The following is a 23,496-nucleotide window of genomic DNA, read 5'->3' as shown; positions in this document are numbered from 1 at the left end:
AATGCGCCTTTCAATCCTGCATTCGGCTTTCCTTGAACAACCACTACACCGATGCTACTGAACGTATCACTCACCAAAGATAGTCCACTTTTCACAAACTGACAGAATTTCCACTGACCGTCTTAACACGCAAAACACCCGCTTAGCCTCAATTTGGTCGGTTTCACACTCAAGCCGGTTTACATTATTAACAATTCAGACACATGTAAGCTTTGTACTCTCAGAGGTTCCAGTACGTATGGCTCGGGTAACATTTCTTCGCTCTTCGATTTCGACCGCTGTTGTATTTGCGCTACTGGGATGTGGTGGTGGCGGTGACGCCTCACCCACTCCGGTCCCTACACCATCGCCTGCACCGGCTCCGGCTCCAACGCCTACTCCACCTCCGCCACCGAGTGGCTACACCCTGACTGCGGTATCCAACTCGAATGAATTGGGTCGCGGGGGCTGCGGTGACAATACGTCCGCACAGAGCAGCGTATTTGTGGATGTAACAGCATCTGCAGGCCTATGTTATGATGTTGCCACAGATGCCAGTGACAGCATTCCTGCGCGGGTTGGCGGGGGCATCGCAGTAAACGATATTGATAACGACGGCGATCTGGATATCTACGTGACCCATGGCCGCAATGAAAACGGCAAGCTGTTTACCCTAAATACCTCATTCGCGTTTGACGATGCGACGCAGGCATCAGGCATTCGTGTGCTCGCCACCAATCATTCGGCCGGTTTTATCGATATTGACCGTGATGGCGACCAGGACCTGGTCACCATGCTCGAAGCAGAGCCCTATATTCAGTTTTTTGCTAATCAGGGTGAGCAACGCTTTGACGATATTTCCCACCTTGTCGACATAGAAATGAGCAAAGATACCTATTCGATGGCAGCGGGCGATATCGATGCAGACGGTGACCTGGATCTATTCTTCACCCATTGGCACCCTGAAAATGAACAGCACAGTCGCGAGTTTCTCTGGCAACGTACCGGTCCTGGCCAGTATGAGGACGTCAGTGAAGTGGTTGAACTTGAGCCTTTTGACAAACTACCTGCAGGTTCCACCGGTGATGAGTTTTCTTTTACGCCCATCTTTGCTGACATTAACGAAGATCGTCTGCCGGATTTGCTCATTGCTGCCGACTGGGGAACCAGCCAGTATCTGGTAAATAATGGCAGCATGCAGTTTATTGACGACACCATCCCTGTGGTTGTCAGCGATCGTGCCGGCATGGGCGCCGCAACAGCAGACTATGATAACGACGGTGACATTGACTGGTTTGTGTCTGCCATCGGTGATACCCGTGAAGAATTTTTAACCATCGGTCTGTTTGATGGCAATCGTCTATATCAGAATGACGGTAACGGAAACTTTCTCAATATGACTGACTATGCCGGCGTACGGCAGGGATACTGGGCATGGGGAAGCTGTTTTGCTGACGTCAACAACGATGGTTTTGCCGATCTTTTCGTCGTCAATGGCTATAACGGCTGGACTGAAGAACAAACCCAGAGCGGCAACTTTGACCATTTTATGTCGACACCGGCAAAGCTATACATGAATAACGGTGACGGTACCTTCACTGAGCGAACCCAACAGTTAGGGATCACCCATACCGACATGGGAAGAGGCTTAGTGTGCTATGACTATGACCGCGATGGTGATATTGACCTTTTGATTGCCAACAGCGGCAAATCACCCACTCTTTATCGAAACGACAGTGCGGCCGAGGGAAATCATTTTGCCAACATTCGTCTGACCGGCACACGAGATAACCCGCAGGGGGTCGGCGCTCGCATCACCCTTAAGGCAGGAGAGCTGACATTGACTCACGAGATGCAGCTGGGCGGATTATATGTGTCGCAAAACCCGGTTGAGGCGCACTTCGGCTTGGCGCGACACACGCAGATTGATGAGATACGCGTACAATGGCCAGAAACAGGTGTTGAGGACACTGTGATAACAGATATCGCGGCCGACCACTTTATCGTAATCGACCACCCGCTGAATAACGACTGACGAGTCAGGCTATCAGAAGTAATTCGACAGATAGTCGAACGCTTCTTTACCAATTACCTCGCCAATACGACGCCCCGGTATATCATCTGCCGGGGGATGAATACCGCCCCAAATTCGCGACAAGCCTGATTGGTCGGCAGCGTCCCGATACGTTGCCCATTGCAGTGAAAATGACACACTGGGACCACGCTCGAACACCAGAAAATCATTTGCCTCTACGCTAAAGCCACTCATACCGCCAGGGAAAAACGCTGAGCCCGTCATCTCGGTCAAAAGCTCAGCCGCGGCGCGTGAGAAGGTTGAATGTCCTGATACGTAACCAGCAAAGGGGGGCGTAACAAAGGTAGGACGCTGATATGGCCACCAGTTTTCTGCCAGGATCCAGTCCACGCCGCCCTTATCAACCACAGGGTTGTTGATATAATCCGGCCCCTGCCAGGCATACAGCTTAATCTTGCCAACGTGTTCAGCATTGGTACCTGCCAGAGGTTCGTTTGCAGTGACCAGTTCAATATATCCAGGCACCAGAGGCAGTCCATCAGGATGATAAGAGGCGGCCGCAGGGTCACTGCTTTGTCCTCGCTCTGCCATTGCTCGAATAGCAGACACCGGACGCAGATAATCATACCGGCCCTTTATGCCCCATGCTGCGATGGCAGAATCGTGCATGGTGCCACCTAATGCGAAGTAGGTTTTTACATCCCACTCGAGATTCCCTAACTGTTCACCCTGCCCGGCCCAGCGCTTCTCAAGCTGTGGATGATCGCTGACCGTATTTAAAATGGTAAACCAGTGGCCCGGTGGCGTTTCAGAGTCCGGGCCATCTGCCCAGAATTCCGCCAGCACGCGCACGTAATCTCCTCTTGGCACCATTTGCGGTTCGTAAGGCTCGCCTGTTATCGGATTCTCAGCATAGCCTATGCTGGCATCTCCCCCCTCTAACTGCTGATAAAAGGACTGAAATTCTTCAAACGTGCTTGGAAATTGAGAGATGTTACCTAACCGATTCGGTGACACATCCCACATCACATTATCTTCATCAGTAAGATGGGCTGACCAGATGGCGACCAGAGAAAAACCCCACTGGTACGCTGCAGAAGTATCGGTGCCGATTAAGGGTGGCTGACCAGGATCATGGTAGACCTGATAATCGAAACCGTCTCTCTGAAAAATCGTTTTGTCGTTCGCTGATAAGGAAAACGGCACAACCTGGCCCCATTCGGGGCTCAAGAACTCGGGCGCATCTTCAGTGCGATTCCCCGCCTGATCGATAAAGCCTTCTATCACAAGCGGTTGCCAGCGATTCAAGTCGACGATATCAGGGTTACCGGGGATCTCTGAATCCAGCACTAACGGCGGATTCACCGGCTGATAATACTGATTTTCATAAAAGCCCTGCTCGTTGGCACCGTCTTGCAAACCAAACTCAATGTAGCAATCGGCAATCGCATTGCCCAAGGCCGCTGCATTACCATCGGCGTGTTCAGTTTGCTCAATATCCGGGTCAAAACCCAGTTCTTCCATTAACTCATCAACATGCGCGTAAATGAACCCGACGCCCGGTGAGTAGCGGAAACGGTGCTTTATGATGCGATAAGCAGCATAGCTTATCGCACGCTCTTGCTCAGGCAGCACATCAACGGGAATATCAAATTCTGTTGCAGGACAGGAAAACCCGGCAACCTCGTTGCCATATAAGAATCCTGTTGCCTCGTCATTAAATACAGACCAGGCGTCATACATAGCGGCAGAAATATGAAACAGGTTCCGCGCATGCACGGTTGGTCGGGCAAAGTCATTGCGTACTCCGTAAAGCACAGCTTCATTCCACATTCTCGCCACAGAATGTCCTACTCGCTCAGGCGTCACGGGTGTTGGTGTCGGCGTGGGCGCTGGCGTAGGCGACGGTGCAGGTGCCGGTGATGGCGTAGGTGTTGGCGTAGGTTGGGTTTCACTGCCACCGCCACCACAGCCACTCAATGACATCACTAGAGCCGCGCAAAGACAGGACAAGGGGTACGTTTTTTTAATCATTACAGCAAGTCTGACTATCACCCAGGAATCTGGGTAGTGTTAATACCATGTAAACAGTAGTCTACTCTGAAATGATCTCGGCAGAGTCATGGTTAACTCCTGTTCATCTCACCCATCACCCCGCTTAGCGATTATAAAAATTAAAGTTGTTCATATTTTCAGCAGATAGCCTTGTTGAGGGGTATTGTTATGATAAACACCAGTACACAAGTGAGTGCTGTTGAGCACACCTATATGCGTCAGGAACATCGTGAAGCGAGCTTAACCATGTCGGATCGCGCTTCGCCACCATCTTCTTCTGACGCGCCATCACTAACCGATGAACTCGTTGAGAACCGCCTGACAGCGGAGCAGCAGGCCAAAAAATTTCTTATCGAAAGTCTATCCAGCGACGACTTTGCCACGGCGCTGAAAAATCTGGTTGAGTATATTGAAGTCAAACAAGCATCCTCATCCGCTGAAACAGAGCAAAATGCCAGCCGTGGTCCGTCTGCACAAATCAGAGTCAGAGAACGCCTGCAGGAGACGGAACAGCTTCACTATGCGACAACGTTGAGCATGATTGATGAGGACTTGAAGCACGAGCAGACGTTGTCGATGTCGGTGCAGTTTTCACGGCAGCTGGATATCGAAAGAGAAGTGACGATGAGTATTCGTGAGCTTCAGGATCCTCTGTTGTTTAATTTGGGTAACAAGACAAATCTGATTGGCAATAGTTCTCATGACTTCGACCTCGATGGAGACGGTCAGACAGAAGCCATTCCCACATTGGCAAAAGACATCTGGTATCTGGCCTACGACCAAAATGGAAATGGCGAGATAGACAACGGAATGGAGCTGTTTGGTGCAAAATCTGGAGATGGCTTTGCCGAACTGCGTCAATTGGATAGTGATGATAGTGGCTGGATTGATGAGACAGACGAACGCTTCGCATCACTATCATTATGGGATGGCCGTAACCAGCAACGCTCATTGCAAGAGGCTGGCATTAAAGGCATTTCTTTATTTTCCAGCGCTACCCCGTTCACTTTTACAGACAACGTGGGGCAAACCGTTGCCCAGCTGCGACAGACCAGTGTATATCTGAGCGATGACAATTCGCTTGGCGCCGTGCATCAGGTTGACTTTGCGGTCTGAATCGATCTTTTGCGCACCGCCGACCGTATCGCGCTAACATTGACATAAATGGTTAGTGTGAATAAGACGGCATGCGCTACGTAAAGCATTATCAATGCACCGAATGTGCGACAACCTACCCGGTTGAGACTCCAATGAACCTGTGTCCACGTGACCATCGTCCGGTTCAGATGATACTGGACATGGCAAAGATAAAGGCTGACTTTCCAGACATGCAGTGGTACTCGCCACAAGAAAAAAGCATGTGGCGATTCGGGCCTCTGATGCCCTTTAATAAACAACATCAGCAAGACAAGGTCGTCAGTCTCGGCGAAGGGCATACGCCCATCGTCGACATTCGTGACTTTGCACTGTGTCGGTCACTTAATTTGCAGGTTTTTGTGAAAGACGAGGGTCAGCCTTATGAAGGCTACGGGGCTAACCCCACCGGCAGTTTCAAAGACAGAGGCATGTCTATGGTTGCCACAATGGCCAAGCATTATGGTCTCACCAAATTGACGGTGCCGACACAGGGTAATGCGGGCGACTCCCTGGCACATTATGGACAGTCGCTTGACTACCAGGTCGCCGTGGTGATGCCCGATGATACGCCGCAAAACATAATGGGCAGCGTCGCTGTAGCAGCATTGAAAGATCAGAATATCAGCCTTGATCTGGTTAAAGGTACGATCCGCGAGGCTGGCGAATTTATGAAGCAACACTTTGTGCCACAGGGCTTTTTCAACTGCGCAACGTTTCAGGAGCCAGGCTGGCGTATTGAGGGCAAGAAAACCATGGGGCTGGAGCTGGCCGAACCGTGGCCCGGCATTAAGCATGACTGGTCACTGCCAGATGTCATATTTTATCCAACCGGCGGTGGTACAGGTATTTTAGGGATGTGGAAAGCCTTTGATGAGCTCGAATCACTGGGTGTTATTGATTCAAGACGTCCGCGCATCATCGCCGTGCAGAGCGAGAACAACACGCCTATCGTGCACGCCATGGATAACCAGTTGGATGACACCGTTGCGACCAACGGCGGCGATACCATTGCGACTGGCATTAACGTGCCCGGTGGCGTCGGTCATAAAGCGGTGCTGCGCATACTGCGGGACAGCAATGGTGCAGCATTAGCGGTTAGCGAGCAGGACATGCATGACATCAGTCAGGCAATCTTTGCTCAATATCAGATGTGGATAAGCCCGGAAGGCGCTGCCTGTATAGGTGCGCTTACCGAAGCCAAAAAGCGGAAGCTGGTCACAGAGCAGGATTGCATCGCGTGTTTTAACACCGGCAGTGCGGAGAAATACCTGCAAAACCTGCATGATATTTTTATGCCTCGTCGCTCGCCACACCGCACTGAATAGTGCGGCAACAGCAAAGATTACAATGGCTTGCCCAACAGTTCATTGAGCGCCAGTCGGTTTTTGATATCTTCAAACGCATCGCCGACGTAACCGGCCAGTTTATCCACATCTGGGATGGTATCCCGGCATGCCAGGAATCCAAAGCCGATGGTATCGCAATAGCTGACCACGGTAATATTTAGCGACTGACCGTCAATCAGTACAGAAAGTGGATAGGTGGCCAGCATTTTGGCACCACCAAAGTAAAGCGGCTGGCGGGGCCCAGGCACATTTGAAATGGTCACGTTGGCCGAGGGCGGCATCATGCTGGTGATATTTAACTGGTTAGCGGCGGCCACAAGCCCCTGCGCCACAACCGCAAAACTGGTCGCAGCTTCTATCGACACTTCCTGCACTTCCTGTTTGGCGCTTTGCGTCGATTCACCTATTTTTGCTAACCGCTTCAATGCATCGCCTTCATCTGTCGCCAGATTTGCCATCACATAGGTAATCTGGTTACCTGCCCGATTAAGTTGCCTCACTGATACAGGTACCGTAGCAATTAACGATTTTTTGGGAATATTCTGCTTTTCCATCATGTAACGGCGCAGTGCACCTGAGCATGCCGCCAATACCATATCATTCACCGTCGCCCCAGCCTGTTTACCCACTTCCTTGACCTCTGCGAGCGATAGCGTATTAATGGCAAATCGTCTGGCGCCCGTGATAGGTACATTAAACAGCGATTTGGGGGCTGTAAACGGCGCGGGCGCACTGGCATTTTTAAATCCAACGGCTTTCAGTCCCTGTTCAACAAACATCTTTGACAGGTCCTGAACCAGTTGACTGCTTTTACTCACCTGTTTTACCAGCTTACCGGCGCTATCTTTAAGTGACGGTGACTGCACAGCAGGAAGCTTGTTACGCTCGCGTTTACCTGTCCAGGGCGCCACGACCTCATCATCAGCAGATAAACTGAGGCAATTTTCCATCAGCTCTACGCCACCCATGCCGTCAATCGACGCGTGGTGCATTTTCATATAAATCGCTATCTGATTGTTTTCCAATCCTTCAATCAGATGGAACTCCCACAGCGGTCTGCCCTTATCAAGTAAACGACTGTGCAAGCGAGACACCAGTTCCAGCAAATCCTTCATGCGCCCCGGCTTAGGCAGTGCTGAATGACGGACGTGGTAATGAATGTCAAAATTCTCGTCTTCAACCCAACTGGGTAATGACGCCACAGAGTCTGAACTGAGTTTTAGGTTAAACGGTGGCCCTGCGGGCTGCCTTTCCAGTTTATCCAGTAAATCCCGACAATAGTTACCTGTGTAGCCGTCAGGCACTTCCAGCACGACCAGACTGGCAACATTCACCGGCGTGGTTTGCTTTTCCAATGACAAAAATGCCAAATCTAATGCATTTAACTTGGTGGCCATACGCTTCCTCGCCTCTCTACTTGACGCAGACTCAGTGTTATACCGATACTCATAACGTATCCCATGGTCGCAATGTTTGTTGCGTCATGCAATGTTGAATAGGAGAGCGGGATGCTGAGCCTTATCTGGGAAATGTTTTACATGAGCATTATCGTCTTTGCGATAGGCTATGGTTTACACATTGTCGCATTCCGCCGCGGCCTGGGTGATGCAAGCCACACCATCAATGCCAAGCAGCTGAAAAAACAAGCCAAAAAAAATAAGCAGAAATTTAAAACCGGACATTCGCTGCTGGATAACTGGCTACGATTTGGTGGTGGGTATTACGGAATTATCGCGTTAATTCAGCTGTTTTTTATTGAGTTAGCCCAGGTAAGAGACTTTATTGCTAACTGGCCAGGTTTGATAAGTTTTATTGATAGTCTTGGCATTCGCACAATCATTCGCTTCTTTATCGAGCAAGCCATGAATGTGGTCAGTGCATTTATTTGGCCAACAGATTATCTGCAACGTTATGATGTAATACAACTCGCTATGCTTATTGGCGTGACATATTTCGTCTATGAGTTAGCCCGCAAGGCGGCAAGGTATGAAACGTCAGAGATTTTATAGAATTGATTAGGATTAACCTGCTTATAACTTATATCTTTGAATACTTTCTGCGAGCTCTTTGAGTCTGAAAGGCTTCCCAAGTACATCAAGCGCCCCCTCTTTTTTAATTCCTGCCACTGTATCTTCTGACATAAAGCCCGTACACATTATGACCTTAACATCCGGATTGATCACTTTGAGCGCCTTCAATGTTTCACGTCCATTCATCTCGGGCATCATCATATCTAATAACACAAGGTCAATTTCAGACCATCGTTTTGTGTAAATCTCAATCGCTTCCTTTCCGTCAGACGCGAGAAGTGGTTTGTGCTCGAGAGCGACTAGAAAGTCAGCACAGACTTCGCGGATAGTGGGTTCATCGTCAACTACCAAGATAGTCATTGAACGCTCTTTATGCGCAGCCTTTGTGTCCTCAATAGACTGTTCAACTCGGATTTCTTTATCGCTCAACGGTAATATCAGTTCAATAGTGGTACCCACGTTTGGCTCGCTTTCTATGGTGATCATGCCACCAAAACTTTGTATTGACCCATACACGGAGCTAAGCCCTAGGCCGGTTCCTCTACCAAGCGGCTTTGTTGTATAAAAAGGCTCAATAGCCTTTTCAATATCTTCCGTTGACATTCCAATACCGGAATCTCTCATTTTAACTGAGATATACCTACCAGGCGTCAGAGTTCCCGCAATAACATGTTGGCTTGAATCAGTTATATCTATTGAATTGGTCGATATTTCAATATCGCCTGACTCCAGAATCGCATCACTCGCATTTAACCCCAGATTTAACAGAGCATTCTGCAACAGATATTTATCTGCAAGCACAACAGACTTGGGTGCGGAAAAGTCAGTGTATATTTTGATCCGCTTATCGACGGAGTGCTTAAGCAGGTCAATTGCAGCATTAATCTCATCATGAATATCTATGGGTATGAAGGTAATATCCTGCTTCCTGGCAAAACTTAATAGTTGTTTAGTCAGATGTTGTGCATGTTCAGCTGTATTCGTGATTTTTTCCGCGTATTTTTTAGCTTGCTCGAGTTGCTCACTGTCCAAAATCAAGTCTGCAAAGCCCATCACACTAGCCAACTGATTGTTGAAGTCGTGGGCGACGCCACCCGCTAATAGTCCGAGTGCTTCCAATTTCTGAGACTGTATAAGTTCAGTTTCCAATCTTTTCCGGTCAGAAATATCGATATGCGAGCCTATCATTTTGACAGGCTTGCCATCCTCATCCTGCAACACCGAAGCATGACAAAATATCCACAGATAATGGCCATCTTTATGCCGAAATCGAAATTCACTTTCGTGCTTTTTAGTGCATTCAGCGATACTTTTTTCGATAAGTTTGAGGGTTTCAGGAAGGTCATCTGGATGGACTCTGCTTTCCCAGGATTCAAACGCATCAGCTAGTTCATCGTCGTTATAACCAATTTGGCGTTTATATTCTCTGGAAAATCTCACTTGATTACTGACCAGGTCCCAATCCCAAAAACCAATATTTGCGGCTTTTACCGATTCTTGATAACGCAGATTGGCTTCTTCAAGCTGTTGGCTCTTCTGTTCAAGCGCTTCAAGCAGGCGCCTACTCTCGGTAATGTCAAAACACGAGCCGATATAGCCTTTGAATTCACCGTTTTCGTCATAAAATGGACATCCATCATCTTGGATCCAACCGTATGAACCGTCTTTACGTAACAGTCGGTAGTCCATTGAAAATGGCTGTCTTGCATCAAACGCAGTAACGTATATGTCTAGGCAACGTTGATAATCGTCTTCATGAACGCCCTCAGCCCAACCGTAGCCAAACTCTTGCTCCAGCGTTCGGCCACGATATTGCAGCCATGCCTGATTGAAGAAAACGCACTGTTTAGTAGCGTCTGCGACCCACAATAGAACCGATGAGGCATTAGCAATAGCCAGTCCAATATGAGAATGGTCAGAACTGCTCTTAGTCAACGAACTGATTATTTCCTTCACAAAAGGCTCGTGCAGTAAGTTACGCCCCTAAATGATAGTTTATGCTCTTATAAGTTTCATTGATCTGAAATAAATAAGCCGATGTTTTCTCTTAGGACGGATAACGGCACCGAACCATAGGCAAGCAGCGCGTCATGAAACGCACGCAGGTCGAATTTATCGCCGAGTGCTGCTTCCGCTTCCTTACGCAGGGCTTTGATTTCAAGCTCACCAATTTTGTATGACAGGGCCTGAGCAGGCCATGAAATATAGCGGTCAATTTCAGTGTTCACATTCAGCTCGGATAAGGCGGTATTCTCAAGCATAAACTTCATTGCCTTGTCACGGGACCAGCCTTTGGTATGCATACCGGTATCGACGACCAGTCGGGCGGCGCGCCACATTTCATAACTTAACCGACCAAATTCCTCATAAGGCGTTTTATATATACCGACTTCTTTGCCCAGGTATTCTGAGTAGAGTCCCCACCCCTCACCAAAGGCTGAGATATAGGTATAACGCCTCACCTCTGGCAGGTCGTCCAATTCGCGAGACAGTGAAATCTGCAAATGATGGCCCGGAACGGCCTCGTGCAGGGTCAATGCGGGGATGGCGTAAAGTGGACGCTTGTCCAGTGCATAGGTGTTTACCCAGTAGTAACCGGGCTGGTCATCACGACGAGGAGACACATAACGGCCAGTCGTGTATTTAGGCGCAATGCTATCTGGTACCGGTGCCACGCCGTAAGGCGTGCGCGGCAGTTTGTAAAACAGTTTGGGTAACTGTGCGTCCATTTGCTTTGAAACATACGAGGCGAACATCAGCAGCTCGTCAGCCGTTTTGGCATAAAACTGTGGGTCGGTGCGTAAAAACTCGATAAAGTCGTTGATATCCCCCTCAAATTCCAACTCATCGACAATTTGCTGCATCTGCGCACGGATCCGAGCGACTTCTTGAAGACCAAGCTCATGGATATCGTCGAAGCTCATTGAGGTGGTGGTGTAATATTCGACCCGATTTTGATAGTAGGCTTCGCCATCCGGCCACGTCAGGGCGGAAATGTCCTGCTTGGCGTTGGGCTGATACTGCTCGGTAAAAAACGTATAGAACGACTGATAGGATGGGTATACGTCGTCCTGAATAACCTTAAACGCTTTTGCCTGAAGCTTTTCTCTGACGTCATCCTCAAATTCAAGAATAGCGCCTTCGGTAAAGGGCTTATAGAAGCGACTTTGTTCAACAGGTTCAGCGAAATACGACTTAATACCGTCTTCAAAACCTTGTAACACCACGGCAGGTTGCACCATGCCGACTTCCATGCCTTTTTTCATGTAGGCAATATGCTGAGAAAACTGTCTGGGGAAGAGAGACAGTCTGGCCAAGTAATTCTGGTAGTCTTCGGCTGTTTTAAAGCGTGTAGAATTGGCCAGTCCACCCAACGAGCCATGAAACCCGTACTCTGACGTGAGCGGTACATAGTGGGCGTTAAAGCGGTAGCTGTCGATGTCGTTTTGCACCCGGTACTTTTGCATCAACAAGGTAATTTGCTCATCCCGCGTCAGCGCCTCTACGTCAAGTGCGTTCAAGCGCTGCATAAATGTCGAAAAAACCTCTGCCTGACGCGCCAGTGCCTGTGGCGAAATGTCGGCAAGCTGGTCGTCATAATCGTGCACGCCCATCGATGTGGCAAAACGTGGACTGATGGACAGTTCATATTGCCAGATCTCATCCAATAGCTTGGTTAACTTTTCGCTGGCCTCGGCCGCGAATATCTGCCCTGAGGCTAACAACAAAAAACAGAATAAAATGAAAGATTTCATAATGGCGTCGTCTGTAGCGTTTTTCATAGACTAACCAAGAACGGCGGGAAGTTAAATGTGCATACGATGTTTAATAAGATATTCATCGACACGCTGCATCAAGCCCGTCAGATCTTGCACGCTAGCGTAAGCTGTAAGATGACTCGTGCGGTTCTTTATCCACTCAACATCTTGCTTTTCAGTGTAACCCAAATAAATCTGGTGCAATGAAAGCCAATCCACTGGCTGCACATATACGCCCATCATCACTGCAATAGCATGACGCTTCCTAACCTGCGCCAGACCCACCAGCTTTCTGTTTTGGGTATCAAATAGCTCACCGTGGGAGGCACCAGCAAAACATTGCCATTGGTGCTTTTCAGGCCCTTTATCAACCTTGTCACAGACACGAGTCGGCACGCCAAGGTCTGATAACGCCGCCTGCCAAATAGCACCAAACAATTGAAAACAGGCAATCAGATCATTGTGTGCCATGGGATGTGCGGTAGGGATGACGGTGCTGACGCTCACCAACCCTTCTGATGCCAAAACGGCGCCACCACCCGATAAACGCTGACAGACTCCAACATCATATTGCTGCGCCCGCAATTGCATTGCGTCCGTTGGCTTTTGACTGCGCCCTAACACAACATGGTTGCCTTGATAATGCCATATAAGATGTCGAAGTTGATTGTTGCCATCCTGTAACATCTCAGAGAGTGCGGCGTTCTCGTCCAACGCACTTCCACAACCATGTATATGAACGACTTCTTCTTTATGCTCCATTCTATTTCGGCACCCTCTGATCCTGCAATTGCGTCAGTGTTGGAAGCATTCTGATTCTTCAGAGATTGAATTACCACTGTTTAAACTTGCGCGGGTTTTTGCGCGACTTATGACTATTCTATGTCTTTAACCCTTTTAGGATGTGCACCTATGATTACCCCTAGACATGTAAGATGGGCATCCAGTTTTGCTCAGTTATGGAAAGACCTGGCCCTGCTGGTCGTCGGCATCTATCTGGCATTATGGATGGAAAACACGGTGCAGGATTGGGAAAACGATGGTAAACAAAAAAGTTATCTGGCGCAGCTTAGTGAAGATCTTGCGACAGATGAAAGACAGTTGAATAGTCTGATCCCGCAGTTGGAAAACAAAGCGAACAAGCTCGAGCAAGCCATCGGTTATTTTCAGACTAATCCCATCAAAGCCAGCGATAAGGAAGCACAGCGCTGGGCCGTTGAGGCAGCCAGTACGGTGAATGCCTATTTTTTCTTCACGCCTCAGGATTTCACATTTTTATCCATGCGCGAAAGCGGTGATTTTAAACTGCTCAGAGACGACGACATCAAACGTCAGTTGCTAAAAATAAATGGCCAATATCGATTAATTGATACTCTGCAAAAGAACTACATGCAGGGGCTTGATGATGAGTTTATTCCCATGTGGGTCAGGCATGCCGATATGATTAACGACGAGCTTGTGCGGCCGGAAATCATTACTCAACCAATCTTTAAAAATATGCTAGCTTTTGCCTGGAATGAAACATCGCAACGTCGCATTCAAATGAAGCGTACGCTTGAAGAAATCAGGCAGTTACGACGTAATCTGGGCGCCGCTTTAGTCGAATAGTAATCTCAAGACGCATTAATAATTGACTGTTATACTCGTTTTAATGTGCACGCAGTAGTACAGGCGTTTTCTTGAAAGTAAGTTTATCTTCCGGGTTTAACAGAGTATTGGCAGCTATGCTGCACGCCCTCACTTCGTTGTTTTTCCTAGCGCTGTTGACTGTTACCTCGTCGCTTCATGCCGAGCAGCAATGTGTTGATACGCCTGAGCCCCTGAATGTCTGGTTTTTTTTACCCGGTGACAGCCATAACCTGTTCTGGCGCTCGAGCAGGCAGTTTGCAGAAGCGGTTGCCGATGATTTACGCGTTAATGCACGAATGGTAGTGATTGAGGAATATAGCGATAATCGACTTGGTTTTGAGGAACTGATCAAGCAGACCATGGATATCCCGGACCGAGAACTTCCTGATGCCGTAATAAGTATTTTGTATGGTGGTGGAGAATTTTCGCAGATTAGTCTGCTGCACAAATACAGTGTTCCTTTTCTGACCTTTAATACCAGTCTGGATGAAAATGTCCTGAAACTTACAGGTTTACCCAGAACCATGTTTCCCAGATGGATTGAACATATTTCTCCTGACGAGCAACTTGCCGGTGGCCAACTGGTCGATGCCATTGCACAGCGCACATCAGGCAAAACCATGGCAATTCTGGCCGGTCCCACTCGTTCTACGGTTAACAGTCACCGCGTAAAAGGTGCCCAGGCAAAGGCTGGTGAACTGGGTCTGGAAGTCATACCGCCTGTGTATACAGACTGGACCAGACAGAGTAGCGAAAGAGCCGCAAACGTATTGCTCCAGCGGATACCGGATATTGATATGCTGTGGACGGCCGGGCCTGATATAGCACAAGGCGCTATCGACGTGTTGCGGCAGCAAAATTCATCCATCGTAGTGGGCAGTTTTGACTGGTCGAAGAGCAATATTGAGCTAATAAAACAACAGCACCTGACGGTGAGTTTTGGCGGTCACTTCATGGAAGCTGGCTGGGCCTTGATCATGGCCTATGATTATTTACGTGGTGCCAATTTTATCCATGACACCGATTCGGTACTGTTTTCTGAACTCAAGAAACTGGACTCTGAAAACGTCTCGCAAATTGAGCGTCTGATAATAAATGAAAACTGGCGTAGTATAGATTTTTCAGCGTTTTCGAAATGCCTCTCAGGAAACCATGAAAACTACGACTTTTCATTGCAGAAACACATTACATCAGCACGTTGATTACTTTTTGATCACAAGGGAATTTTATTATGTTAATACCGCGCCATTTTCTCGCTCACACAGCGCTACTGGCGCTTGTCTGCTTTACGAGTGCGCCGGTTACTGCTGAGCAGAGCCAAAACACAGCTGACAAGACTGCGGATATAGCGCCAGCACAGCGCTTTGAATCATCTCATAAAGGCTCGTTTAACGGCGACCGATTAAGCTATCGGGTGTCGGCGGGTGAAACCTATATTACAGATGGCGAAGGACAACCCACCGCCTCCATTTTTTCGTTCGATTATCTGGTCGATGACAAAAACAACAGGCCCGTCACGTTCATCTGGAATGGCGGCCCGGGTTCATCATCAACCTGGCTACACATGGGTGGCTATGGACCCAAGCGGATTGTGGTTCCAAGTGATGCCGATCATCCTGGCGCGGCGCCCTACCAAACGAAAGATGCACCTGAAACCATACTGGATGTTACAGATATGGTTTTCGTCGACCCAGTAGGCACCGGATTTTCTCGCGCCCTGGGTGAAACAAAGAAAACCGAGTTTTGGGGGCTGACTGAAGACGCGCGTTCCATCGCTGCATTTATCGCGCAATGGCTGACCGACAACAAACGTTGGAACTCACCACTGTTTTTACTTGGCGAAAGCTTCGGCACCACGCGTGCTGCGGCCGTTGCCAATGTTCTGCTCAACAATCACGTGATCAACGTGAATGGCATTATATTCGTCTCCCAGGCACTCGACTATCAGGGCTCAACGCCTTATGTGGATGACAACATCATTTCCTACGTTACCTATATTCCGACCATGGCGGCGACCGCCTGGTATCACGGCAAAGTGGATACTTCCGGAGATTTTGAAGCCTTTATCGAGCAAAGCAGGCAGTTCGCTACAAACGACCTTCTTCCAGCACTGTTCAAAGGAAACCGGATAAGCGAACAGGAGCGTCAGCGAATCGTGGCGGGTCTGAAGACATTTACCGGATTGAGCGAAGACTATATTAATAACGTAAACCTGCGTATCAATGGCTATCGTTTCGCTAAACAGCTGTTGAGAGATAAAGGCATTGCCGTGGGCAGGCTGGACAGTCGCTACATCAAAGATGAACGCGATGATGTTGCGGCAGGACCCGGTGAAGATGCGTCCTCTTCTATTTCTCCCGCCTATAAGTCAGCGCTGATGCATTACATGCAGCACGACCTGAACATCAACTGGAACCGAAAATATCTTAATCCAGCCGATCCGGAGCTGTCCGACAACTGGCGCTGGCGTCCGGTACCGGACGGCCAGGGTTGGGAGCCGGCATACGTCAATACCGCACACGATTTAGCGGATGTATTGCGTAGTAACCCTTCACTACGAGTGATGGTGGCATCCGGATATTATGATTTAGTGACACCCTTTTTTGATGCTGAATATACCCTAAATCGCCACGGCATCAGCGCAGACAGAATTGACTATCTGTACTATCACGGCGGACACATGATGTACGTGAATGAGCCTTCGAGAGTGGCGCTGCTAAAAGACACCAGAGCGTTTATTAAGGCGCAGCTAGCACGCTGATATGGGGTGCCCTCCTTCGAGGGCACGACGAAAAGGTATGAGGGCATGACTCACCTTTGTCATTCCGGCCGTTACACTTTGTCATTCCGGCCGTCACGGCCGGAATCCAGACTTTAGCTAATCACCTGGTTACGGCCGTTACGTTTACCCTCATACAACAGCTTGTCAGCGCGATTTATACAGTCATCCAGCGTTTGGTCTGGCTGAATTTCACTCACACCAATTGTGACCGTCATATTTAATTCCTGCCCCTCAACTTCACTGAGTTTCTTTTCTATCGCACTGCGAATCTTCTCAGCGGTATGAGTGGCTTCGCTCAGCGTGGTGTTGACCGCCAGCATAATAAACTCTTCTCCCCCCCAGCGGGCCAGAAGGTCATGCTTACGGGTTTTTTCGGACATCAGATTGGCTGCTGCAACGAGGGCACGGTCGCCGAAGGCGTGTCCGTTTTCATCGTTAATCACCTTAAAATCATCAAGATCGATCATTAATATCGAGAACGGTGTACCGGTGCGACGGTAGCGATCCAATTCATTATCCGCATGAGCTCTGAAGTCACGTCTGTTTCGTAATCCAGTTAGCTCGTCCGTTGAGGAGAGCTTGCGCAATTTAAGATTACTCTCTTCCAAATCTCGAGTGCGCTTTTCAACCAGCCGACTGAGTTTTTCGGACCGTTCTTTCAATGCCCATACCCGCCAGCGATATAGCAGGGTGATAAGCGTTAACGCTAACACTAGCCACAGTATCTTGGACCAGTTATTCCAATACCAGGGGGGCACGACAACGACTTTCAGACTGGCAATATTATCACTCCACACCTGATCCTTGTTCGTCCCCTTCACCTGCAGTGTATAAGTGCCGGGATCTAGATTGGTGTAGGTGGCGACGCGGTATTTAGCCAGCGCAGTATTCCAGTCTTTATCAAAGCCCGTTAGCATAAATGCGTATTGGTTATTATCCGGTGCGGAAAAATCTAACGCGCTGAACTTAACGCTGAAGATATTATCCTCTGGACCCAGTTCAATAGCGTCAGCGATGTGAATAGGTTTGCTCAATATGGCAGTGGCACTTTGCTCGACCGAAGGTGTGACAGGTTTGTTTAGCACTAAAAGCTTGGTTAGCACGACCTCCGGCTTCCATGTCGAGAAATGAATGTCATCCGGGAAAAACGTCGACATCCCTTTAGGACCAGCAAATACGATCTCGCCGCTGCTCAACTGTAAACTGTGGTTGATGTAATAGCCTTCGGAATAGGCGCCGTTCTTTTTATTAAAGTAGGTAATATGTTCGGAGCCTTGCTCAATTTTTGCAATCCCCTCTGTGGTGCTGACCCACAGGTTACCCTTAGAGTCCTCTTTGACTCCCCCCACCGATAGTGTCGATAAATGCGAGCCCGGTTGTATAGGGAAGAACGTAATGTTATCGCGCAACACGTTCATGCGCGACACACCCGAACCTTGAGCACCAATCAGAAAGTCACCACTTTTTGACTTGGAAATCCAGGTCACAACCCTTGGGCTGCGCTGTTCAGGTGGGCGAGAATCGTCACTTAGATTCATCGCTTTGCCGGATTGTTTGTCAATAAACAATAGACCTTTAATGCTGCCGGCCAATACCATATCCTCATCGTCCGCATACACATGGGTGATGGTCGAGACATTCCAGTGCTGTTTGATTTGCAGCGAGTTGCGGTCAATTTGGTATAGTCCGGTATTAAAGGTGCCAATCCATAAAAAACCGTAGGGATCTAAGGTGACAAAGAAAATATTGTCTTGCTGCAAAATGTCGGCTTTTTGCAGAGTGGTGTCGGCTGGATCCAGCGTATACAAACCATTGGTCGTTCCCACCCACATCATTTTCTTGTCAGCATCATAGGACATACTGCGGATATAGCTTTGGGTGACAGATGAATCATCATCTTCGCGCGTCGGCATCAGCCACGGGCCTTCAACTTTGCGTTGCTCGTTGCGCTTCCATATACCAGCGGGCGTGCCAAACCAGACATTCTCATCTGCATCCGCTTCAAGCCCACGCACCCAGGTATTCGGACGGGCGTTTAATGAATTGATCTGCTGGCTATCCGGGTCGAATACCGAAAAGCCGCTGGTCCAGGTGCCTTGCCATACCAGGCCAGAGCGACTCTCAAACGTGCGCGTCATGTGTGCAGCGCTGAGAAGGTTATCCGCCATTTGATTTTTGACCATATCGACGGACACCAGCGTGCCATTCACTTTCACAATACTGAGACCGGTATTCGCGCTTACCCAAATGTCGCCATTGCTAAGTTGTTTTACTGAATTCACACCGCCATCGACAATCTCAGATGCGATCCCTAGTATGGAACGTAATCCCTCAGCAAGTTGTTGTCCGTCAGTTTTCGCCAGCACACCAGAGCTGACCGTCGCTATCCACAAATCGCCATTTTGTAAAAGCTCAATATCGGTAACATGTTCACCCTGTAGCGCGCTGCTAACTTCGCCGCTTTGCTGATTAATCGCAAACAGCCCTTCTGTAGTGGCTACCAGCAGTTCACCACTGCTATCCACTTCGACATCTACAATCCAGGTCGCTGGCGATACTGATAATTCAACAGACTGGAAACTGTCGGACTGTGGTTGATAAGAAAACAAACCCTGCCGGGTTCCCGCCCATAATTGGCCATTCCTGTCGACAATGATAGTAGGCACGATAGAGCGCTGTTCGCCGTCTGTCCCCATCAAGGCGTAATGTTTAAAGCTATCCGATGCGTAGAGGTAACGGCTCAAGCCGCCTGATGTGGCAATCCAGATATCCGACGTCTGCTCATCCAGAGCAAGCTTATAGGCAAATTCGCCAATTGGGCCGCTACCATCCAGCGCTTTATCGCGTTTGTACTGAATAAATTCATAACCGTCATAACGATTGACACCGTTTTGGGTGGCAAACCACATAAAGCCTTTTTTATCCTGCAGAATATCTGCCACGGTGACCTGCGACAGGCCGTCCTGCACGGATATATGTCGAAAATAAGTGGGAATTCTGGGAAAGGTTTCGAGCTGATAAGATGTTGACTCAGCAAATGACGGGAGCGATAGAGTGGCACCGGCAACGCATAACGCCAGCACAAAATTTTGCCAATAGACCATGCTCTTAATGTTCAAACTGCGACACTCACACGCCAGCGCTACACCCGAACGCCTATTTCACCCGTCTACAGACTTTAGCTGATTTTCATCCAATGTGGTGAAAAAATATAAGGTACTGGTGAATTGCATGCCGCACAGGCTCCATCTTCTGATGTTATGATGTGGTTGGTACATTCACAAAGAGGATAAGCATGTCACCGGCTATCACTATCGTCACCGGCGCTAGCATGGGAATAGGTCTGGCCATCGCTGAGCAGCAGTCGCGCGCTGGTGCTCGCGTTTATAATCTGGATGTTGCTGATTTCAGCCATCCTGTTGCTAATGCCCAGTGGCTTAAATGCGATGTTAGTCATGTTCAGGATGTTAATCAGGCGATAGAACAGATCTTGTCAAACACGGGTCGCATCGACCGGCTAGTATGCAATGCTGGTCTTCATCTGTCTGCCACCATTGAAGAGACTAGCGAGGAATCGCTGGAGCACATTTTTGCAGTCAATGTAAAAGGTGCATACGCGGCAATCAAAGCCGTCTTACCCGCAATGAAAAGGCAGCAGTCTGGCGCGATTGTGCTGATGGGTTCAGACCAGTCCTTCGTGGGCAAACGTCATTCCTTTGCCTACGGCATGAGCAAGGCGGCGCTGGCATCGATAGCTAAAACGACCGCGCTGGATTATGCCTCATACAACATTCGCGTGAATGCGGTCTGCCCCGGCACGATTGAAACACCGCTTTTCCATCATGCGATTGATAAGTACGTTAATAAAAGCGGCGAAGATAAGGTATCTGTGTTGCAACAGGAAGCGGCAGAGCAGCCGCTCGGCAGAATAGGTCAACCCGAAGACGTGGCTGCGCTAACCAGCTTTCTGTTAAGCGATGATGCACAATTTATCACCGGCAGCCTGCATGCCGTAGACGGCGGTTATACTGCACAGTAGCGCCAGTTAAGCCTTATGCCTTATCTGCTGCGTTACGCTTGCTCGCATTGGCAACATTGCGCCTGCGACGACGAGGTTTAGCCGCAGGCTTCGCCTCTGCCCTAGTGCTCTCAGAGACTGGCGTTTTTGGCTTGTTCTTTTTAGGTCGCTTTGGTTTGGACTTGTGCTTTAACACTGGCAGATTTTGCAGCGGTTCGAAGCCGGTAATGATATCTCGCGTAATTGACAGCTTGATCAGGCTTTCGATACTGGCCAGTTGTTTGGCCTCATCGGCACTGACCAGTGACAATGCCAGTCCTGATTTACCAGCTCTGCCCGTTCTGCCGATGCGATGCACATAGTCCTCAGCGACATGGGGCAAATCAAAATTGATGACATAGGGTAAATCAGCAATATCGATTCCCCGCGCCGCTATATCTGTTGCCACCAGCACCTGCAGATCACCTGCTTTAAAATCAGTTAATGCCCGGGTTCTAACGTTCTGGCTCTTATTGCCATGAATGGCCGCAGCGCTAATGCCCTTTTTGTTTAGGTTAGTGGTAAGACGGTTAGCTCCATGTTTGGTGCGACAAAACACTAGTACCTGAAACCAGTTATGTTGCTTGAGAAGGTGCACCAGTAATTTGGTCTTCTGGCTTTTATCCACTGGGTGCACGCGCTGGTCGATACGCTCAACCGTCGTGTTTGGAGGCGTGACTGACACCTCAACGGGGTTGTCCACCAGGCTTCTGGCCAATTGCCGAATATCATCAGAAAATGTTGCTGAAAACATCAGGGTCTGACGCTTTTTAGGTAACAGCGCCATGATTTTCTTGATATCGTGAATAAACCCCATGTCCAGCATTCTGTCCGCTTCATCCAGTACCAGCACTTCCAACTGGTTGAACTTAATCGCATTCTGCTGGTAAAGATCCAACAGCCTTCCAGGCGTGGCAATCAGTACATCAGTGCCACGTCTTAGCTGCATCATTTGGGGATTGATTTTAACGCCGCCGTATACCAGGTTGTATCGAAGCTTAAGATCCCTGCCATAATTTTTAACGTTTTCCGCCACTTGCGCAGCAAGCTCTCGTGTTGGAGTGAGCACAAGCGCGCGGGTGTGATTACTCCTCGCAGACTGCCCACTGTCGTGTAAGCGTTGTAACAGCGGCAGCGTAAACGCCGCGGTTTTACCGGTCCCCGTTTGTGCAGCAGCCATAACGTCGCTACCGTCAAGTATCGGTGGTATGGCTTTTTGCTGGATGGGAGATGGCTCAGAATAGCCAGTTTTACTTAATGCTGTTAACAGCGGGGATATTAATCCAAGGGATTCAAATGTCATTCGTTATGGTGTCTAAAATGAAAAAGGGACCGCAAAATGCTGAAGATAAGACTTACTTTCTCATGCGGCTGGCGAGCATACAGCAATTATCCGAATGATGCGAACCTTACAGATCCTCTGATGATTGAATCGGTTTGGCAAAAAACACAAAGGGGATGGCCAGCGGCCCTAATATAAGACTCAACGCCAGCCAGTACGACACGCTGGCGTGCCTGCGCTTTGCCATCCAGACACAAAAAAGAACGCTAAATAGCGTTATCAACAACAGTGGTATCAGCATAATATCGGCTTAACTGATTGCCTGATCGACCGCAAGGGTATCGATGTGTTGCTGAAAGTGGGTGATTTCACCGTCCTTCAACGTCCAGATGTGTACTGCCTGAGGTTGCATACTTTTACCTGAGATCTTGTGCTGGCCAGCATAGCGTCCTGTCGCAATGATGTGATCGCCGGCGTCAAAAAATGTGGTCATATTCGCAGCAAACCCGTCCCATTCGCCGATACAACGTGCAAATACTCCCTCCAACACAGCCTGAGGCCCGACGTAAGGGTTGCTGTCTGCATATGGGAAGTTCTCTGCTTCGTTCCATACGATATCGTCGCGCATGGCGGCAAGCACACCCTCGACGTCGCCTGCGGCAAAAGAGGCATAAAGATTTTTAATGATTTCCAGATTTGGCATCAGCACCGCCCTAGATTTACAGAGTCTAATATTATTACTCACACTAGTCGGTCACAGTCATTAGTGCAAAGTAAAGTGAAGTAGAGTTACTCAGAACAAAGAACTTAGCTTTCGGGTAAAAGTGCAAAAAAAATTTTAAATACTGCAAGGGGATCGTGAAAATAAAAATAAACGTCGCTTATGACCTGCTAAGCTGTTATGCTCTTTGCGCTTTTGTACAGTTCTATTTATTTCGATCTTTGCTCGTGCGAGTTAACCTCTGAGAATTGCTTCGCAATCCACACCGACGTTTCCACCCATTAGCCATTCCAAGTAAGTAATTCCAACAAGGCAACATCGGCACTATGTGCCATTTAATTTTTTTCTAAAGGAAAATGCAATGTCTAATGTAACAGGCACAGTCAAGTGGTTTAACGAAGATAAAGGTTTTGGTTTCATCACACCTACAGCGGGCGGAAAAGATGTATTTGTACACTTCCGTGCTATCCAAAGTGAAGGATACAAAACGCTTGTCGAGGGACAGCAGGTAAACTTTACAATCGAGCAGGGACAGAAAGGCCCTCAGGCAGCAAACGTTACCGTTTAAAGCCCACTGATAAAAAGTTTCGCATACCCGCCAGATGGCGGGTATTTTTTTGCATTAAATTCGCCGCAGTAAACATTTGCTTCAACCAATTACACGGTTTTGACCCTGCCTCTTCCA

Annotated in this window: 17 protein-coding genes; 9 read left to right on the top strand and 8 right to left on the bottom strand. The window is 48.6% G+C overall.

What is annotated here, in order from left to right; genetic code table 11:
- Nucleotides 1-238 precede the first annotated feature (238 nt).
- Nucleotides 239-2,014, top strand: a complete 1,776-nt coding sequence (locus tag G441_RS0105195) for a CRTAC1 family protein (protein ID WP_034474486.1) — start codon at nt 239-241, stop codon at nt 2,012-2,014.
- Between the two features lie 12 nt (nt 2,015-2,026).
- On the opposite strand, the gene G441_RS17955 is transcribed toward G441_RS0105195, so the two are convergent.
- Nucleotides 2,027-4,048 (bottom strand): vanadium-dependent haloperoxidase, encoded by a 2,022-nt coding sequence (locus G441_RS17955; RefSeq protein ID WP_240485086.1) that lies wholly within the window; start codon nt 4,046-4,048, stop codon nt 2,027-2,029.
- A 189-nt stretch (nt 4,049-4,237) separates the two neighbouring features.
- Between G441_RS17955 and G441_RS19180 the strand changes: the two genes are divergently transcribed.
- Both G441_RS19180 and G441_RS17940 read left to right on the top strand, forming a co-directional pair.
- Nucleotides 4,238-5,185 (top strand): hypothetical protein, encoded by a 948-nt coding sequence (locus G441_RS19180; RefSeq protein ID WP_051275351.1) that lies wholly within the window; start codon nt 4,238-4,240, stop codon nt 5,183-5,185.
- A gap of 71 nt (nt 5,186-5,256) precedes the next feature.
- Nucleotides 5,257-6,531, top strand: a complete 1,275-nt coding sequence (locus G441_RS17940) for a threonine synthase (protein ID WP_084407279.1) — start codon at nt 5,257-5,259, stop codon at nt 6,529-6,531.
- Between the two features lie 17 nt (nt 6,532-6,548).
- On the opposite strand, the gene G441_RS0105175 is transcribed toward G441_RS17940, so the two are convergent.
- On the bottom strand, nt 6,549-7,949 hold the full coding sequence (locus G441_RS0105175) for a WS/DGAT/MGAT family O-acyltransferase (RefSeq protein WP_026375366.1): 1,401 nt from the start codon (nt 7,947-7,949) through the stop codon (nt 6,549-6,551).
- A 141-nt stretch (nt 7,950-8,090) separates the two neighbouring features.
- On the opposite strand from G441_RS0105175, the gene G441_RS0105170 reads away from it, so the two are divergent.
- A complete protein-coding gene (locus G441_RS0105170) occupies nt 8,091-8,561 on the top strand; it encodes a hypothetical protein (RefSeq protein ID WP_156896288.1) in 471 nt (156 codons plus the stop codon).
- A 21-nt stretch (nt 8,562-8,582) separates the two neighbouring features.
- Here the strand turns inward: G441_RS0105170 and G441_RS0105165 are convergent, their stop codons facing one another.
- The 3 genes from G441_RS0105165 to G441_RS0105155 all read right to left on the bottom strand — a co-directional run bounded on the left by G441_RS0105165 (nt 8,583) and on the right by G441_RS0105155 (nt 13,102).
- Complete coding sequence (locus G441_RS0105165; RefSeq protein WP_156896287.1) at nt 8,583-10,517, bottom strand: hybrid sensor histidine kinase/response regulator; 1,935 nt, start codon at nt 10,515-10,517, stop codon at nt 8,583-8,585.
- 77 nt (nt 10,518-10,594) lie between these two features.
- Nucleotides 10,595-12,337: a DUF885 domain-containing protein gene (locus G441_RS0105160; protein ID WP_026375363.1), complete on the bottom strand. Its 1,743-nt coding sequence runs from the start codon at nt 12,335-12,337 to the stop codon at nt 10,595-10,597.
- Nucleotides 12,338-12,388: 51 nt separating this feature from the next.
- On the bottom strand, nt 12,389-13,102 hold the full coding sequence (locus G441_RS0105155; RefSeq protein ID WP_026375362.1) for a lipoyl protein ligase domain-containing protein: 714 nt from the start codon (nt 13,100-13,102) through the stop codon (nt 12,389-12,391).
- Nucleotides 13,103-13,252: 150 nt separating this feature from the next.
- Between G441_RS0105155 and G441_RS0105150 the strand changes: the two genes are divergently transcribed.
- The 3 genes from G441_RS0105150 to G441_RS17935 all read left to right on the top strand — a co-directional run bounded on the left by G441_RS0105150 (nt 13,253) and on the right by G441_RS17935 (nt 16,730).
- The gene (locus G441_RS0105150; RefSeq protein WP_026375361.1) at nt 13,253-13,948 is read left to right on the top strand and encodes a hypothetical protein; all 696 of its coding nucleotides are present in this window, start codon (nt 13,253-13,255) and stop codon (nt 13,946-13,948) included.
- A gap of 71 nt (nt 13,949-14,019) precedes the next feature.
- Nucleotides 14,020-15,171, top strand: coding sequence for a substrate-binding domain-containing protein (locus G441_RS0105145; protein WP_156896286.1), 1,152 nt, complete (start codon nt 14,020-14,022; stop codon nt 15,169-15,171).
- Between the two features lie 29 nt (nt 15,172-15,200).
- Nucleotides 15,201-16,730: a S10 family peptidase gene (locus G441_RS17935; RefSeq protein WP_084407278.1), complete on the top strand. Its 1,530-nt coding sequence runs from the start codon at nt 15,201-15,203 to the stop codon at nt 16,728-16,730.
- 113 nt (nt 16,731-16,843) lie between these two features.
- Here the strand turns inward: G441_RS17935 and G441_RS0105135 are convergent, their stop codons facing one another.
- On the bottom strand, nt 16,844-19,870 hold the full coding sequence (locus G441_RS0105135; RefSeq protein WP_156896285.1) for a ligand-binding sensor domain-containing protein: 3,027 nt from the start codon (nt 19,868-19,870) through the stop codon (nt 16,844-16,846).
- A 176-nt stretch (nt 19,871-20,046) separates the two neighbouring features.
- Between G441_RS0105135 and G441_RS0105130 the strand changes: the two genes are divergently transcribed.
- Entirely contained in the window at nt 20,047-20,790 is a 744-nt protein-coding gene (locus tag G441_RS0105130) for an SDR family NAD(P)-dependent oxidoreductase (protein WP_034474479.1), read from the top strand.
- A gap of 13 nt (nt 20,791-20,803) precedes the next feature.
- Here G441_RS0105130 and G441_RS17930 read toward each other — a convergent pair whose 3' ends face one another.
- Both G441_RS17930 and G441_RS0105110 read right to left on the bottom strand, forming a co-directional pair.
- Nucleotides 20,804-22,111 (bottom strand): DEAD/DEAH box helicase, encoded by a 1,308-nt coding sequence (locus tag G441_RS17930; RefSeq protein WP_034474476.1) that lies wholly within the window; start codon nt 22,109-22,111, stop codon nt 20,804-20,806.
- Between the two features lie 289 nt (nt 22,112-22,400).
- Nucleotides 22,401-22,793, bottom strand: coding sequence for a nuclear transport factor 2 family protein (locus G441_RS0105110; RefSeq protein WP_026375357.1), 393 nt, complete (start codon nt 22,791-22,793; stop codon nt 22,401-22,403).
- A gap of 379 nt (nt 22,794-23,172) precedes the next feature.
- Here G441_RS0105110 and cspE point away from each other — a divergent pair, with 379 nt between their 5' ends.
- Nucleotides 23,173-23,379 carry a transcription antiterminator/RNA stability regulator CspE gene (gene cspE / locus G441_RS0105105; protein ID WP_026375356.1) on the top strand — a complete coding sequence of 69 codons (207 nt, stop codon included), beginning with the start codon at nt 23,173-23,175 and terminating at the stop codon, nt 23,377-23,379.
- The last annotated feature ends 117 nt before the right edge of the window (nt 23,380-23,496 follow it).

It is taken from the genome of Aestuariibacter salexigens DSM 15300, from assembly GCF_000429145.1.
GTDB lineage: Bacteria > Pseudomonadota > Gammaproteobacteria > Enterobacterales > Alteromonadaceae > Aestuariibacter > Aestuariibacter salexigens.
The sequence above is the reverse complement of the archived record's forward strand: the minus strand, read 5'-3'. Positions and strand labels throughout refer to the sequence as shown.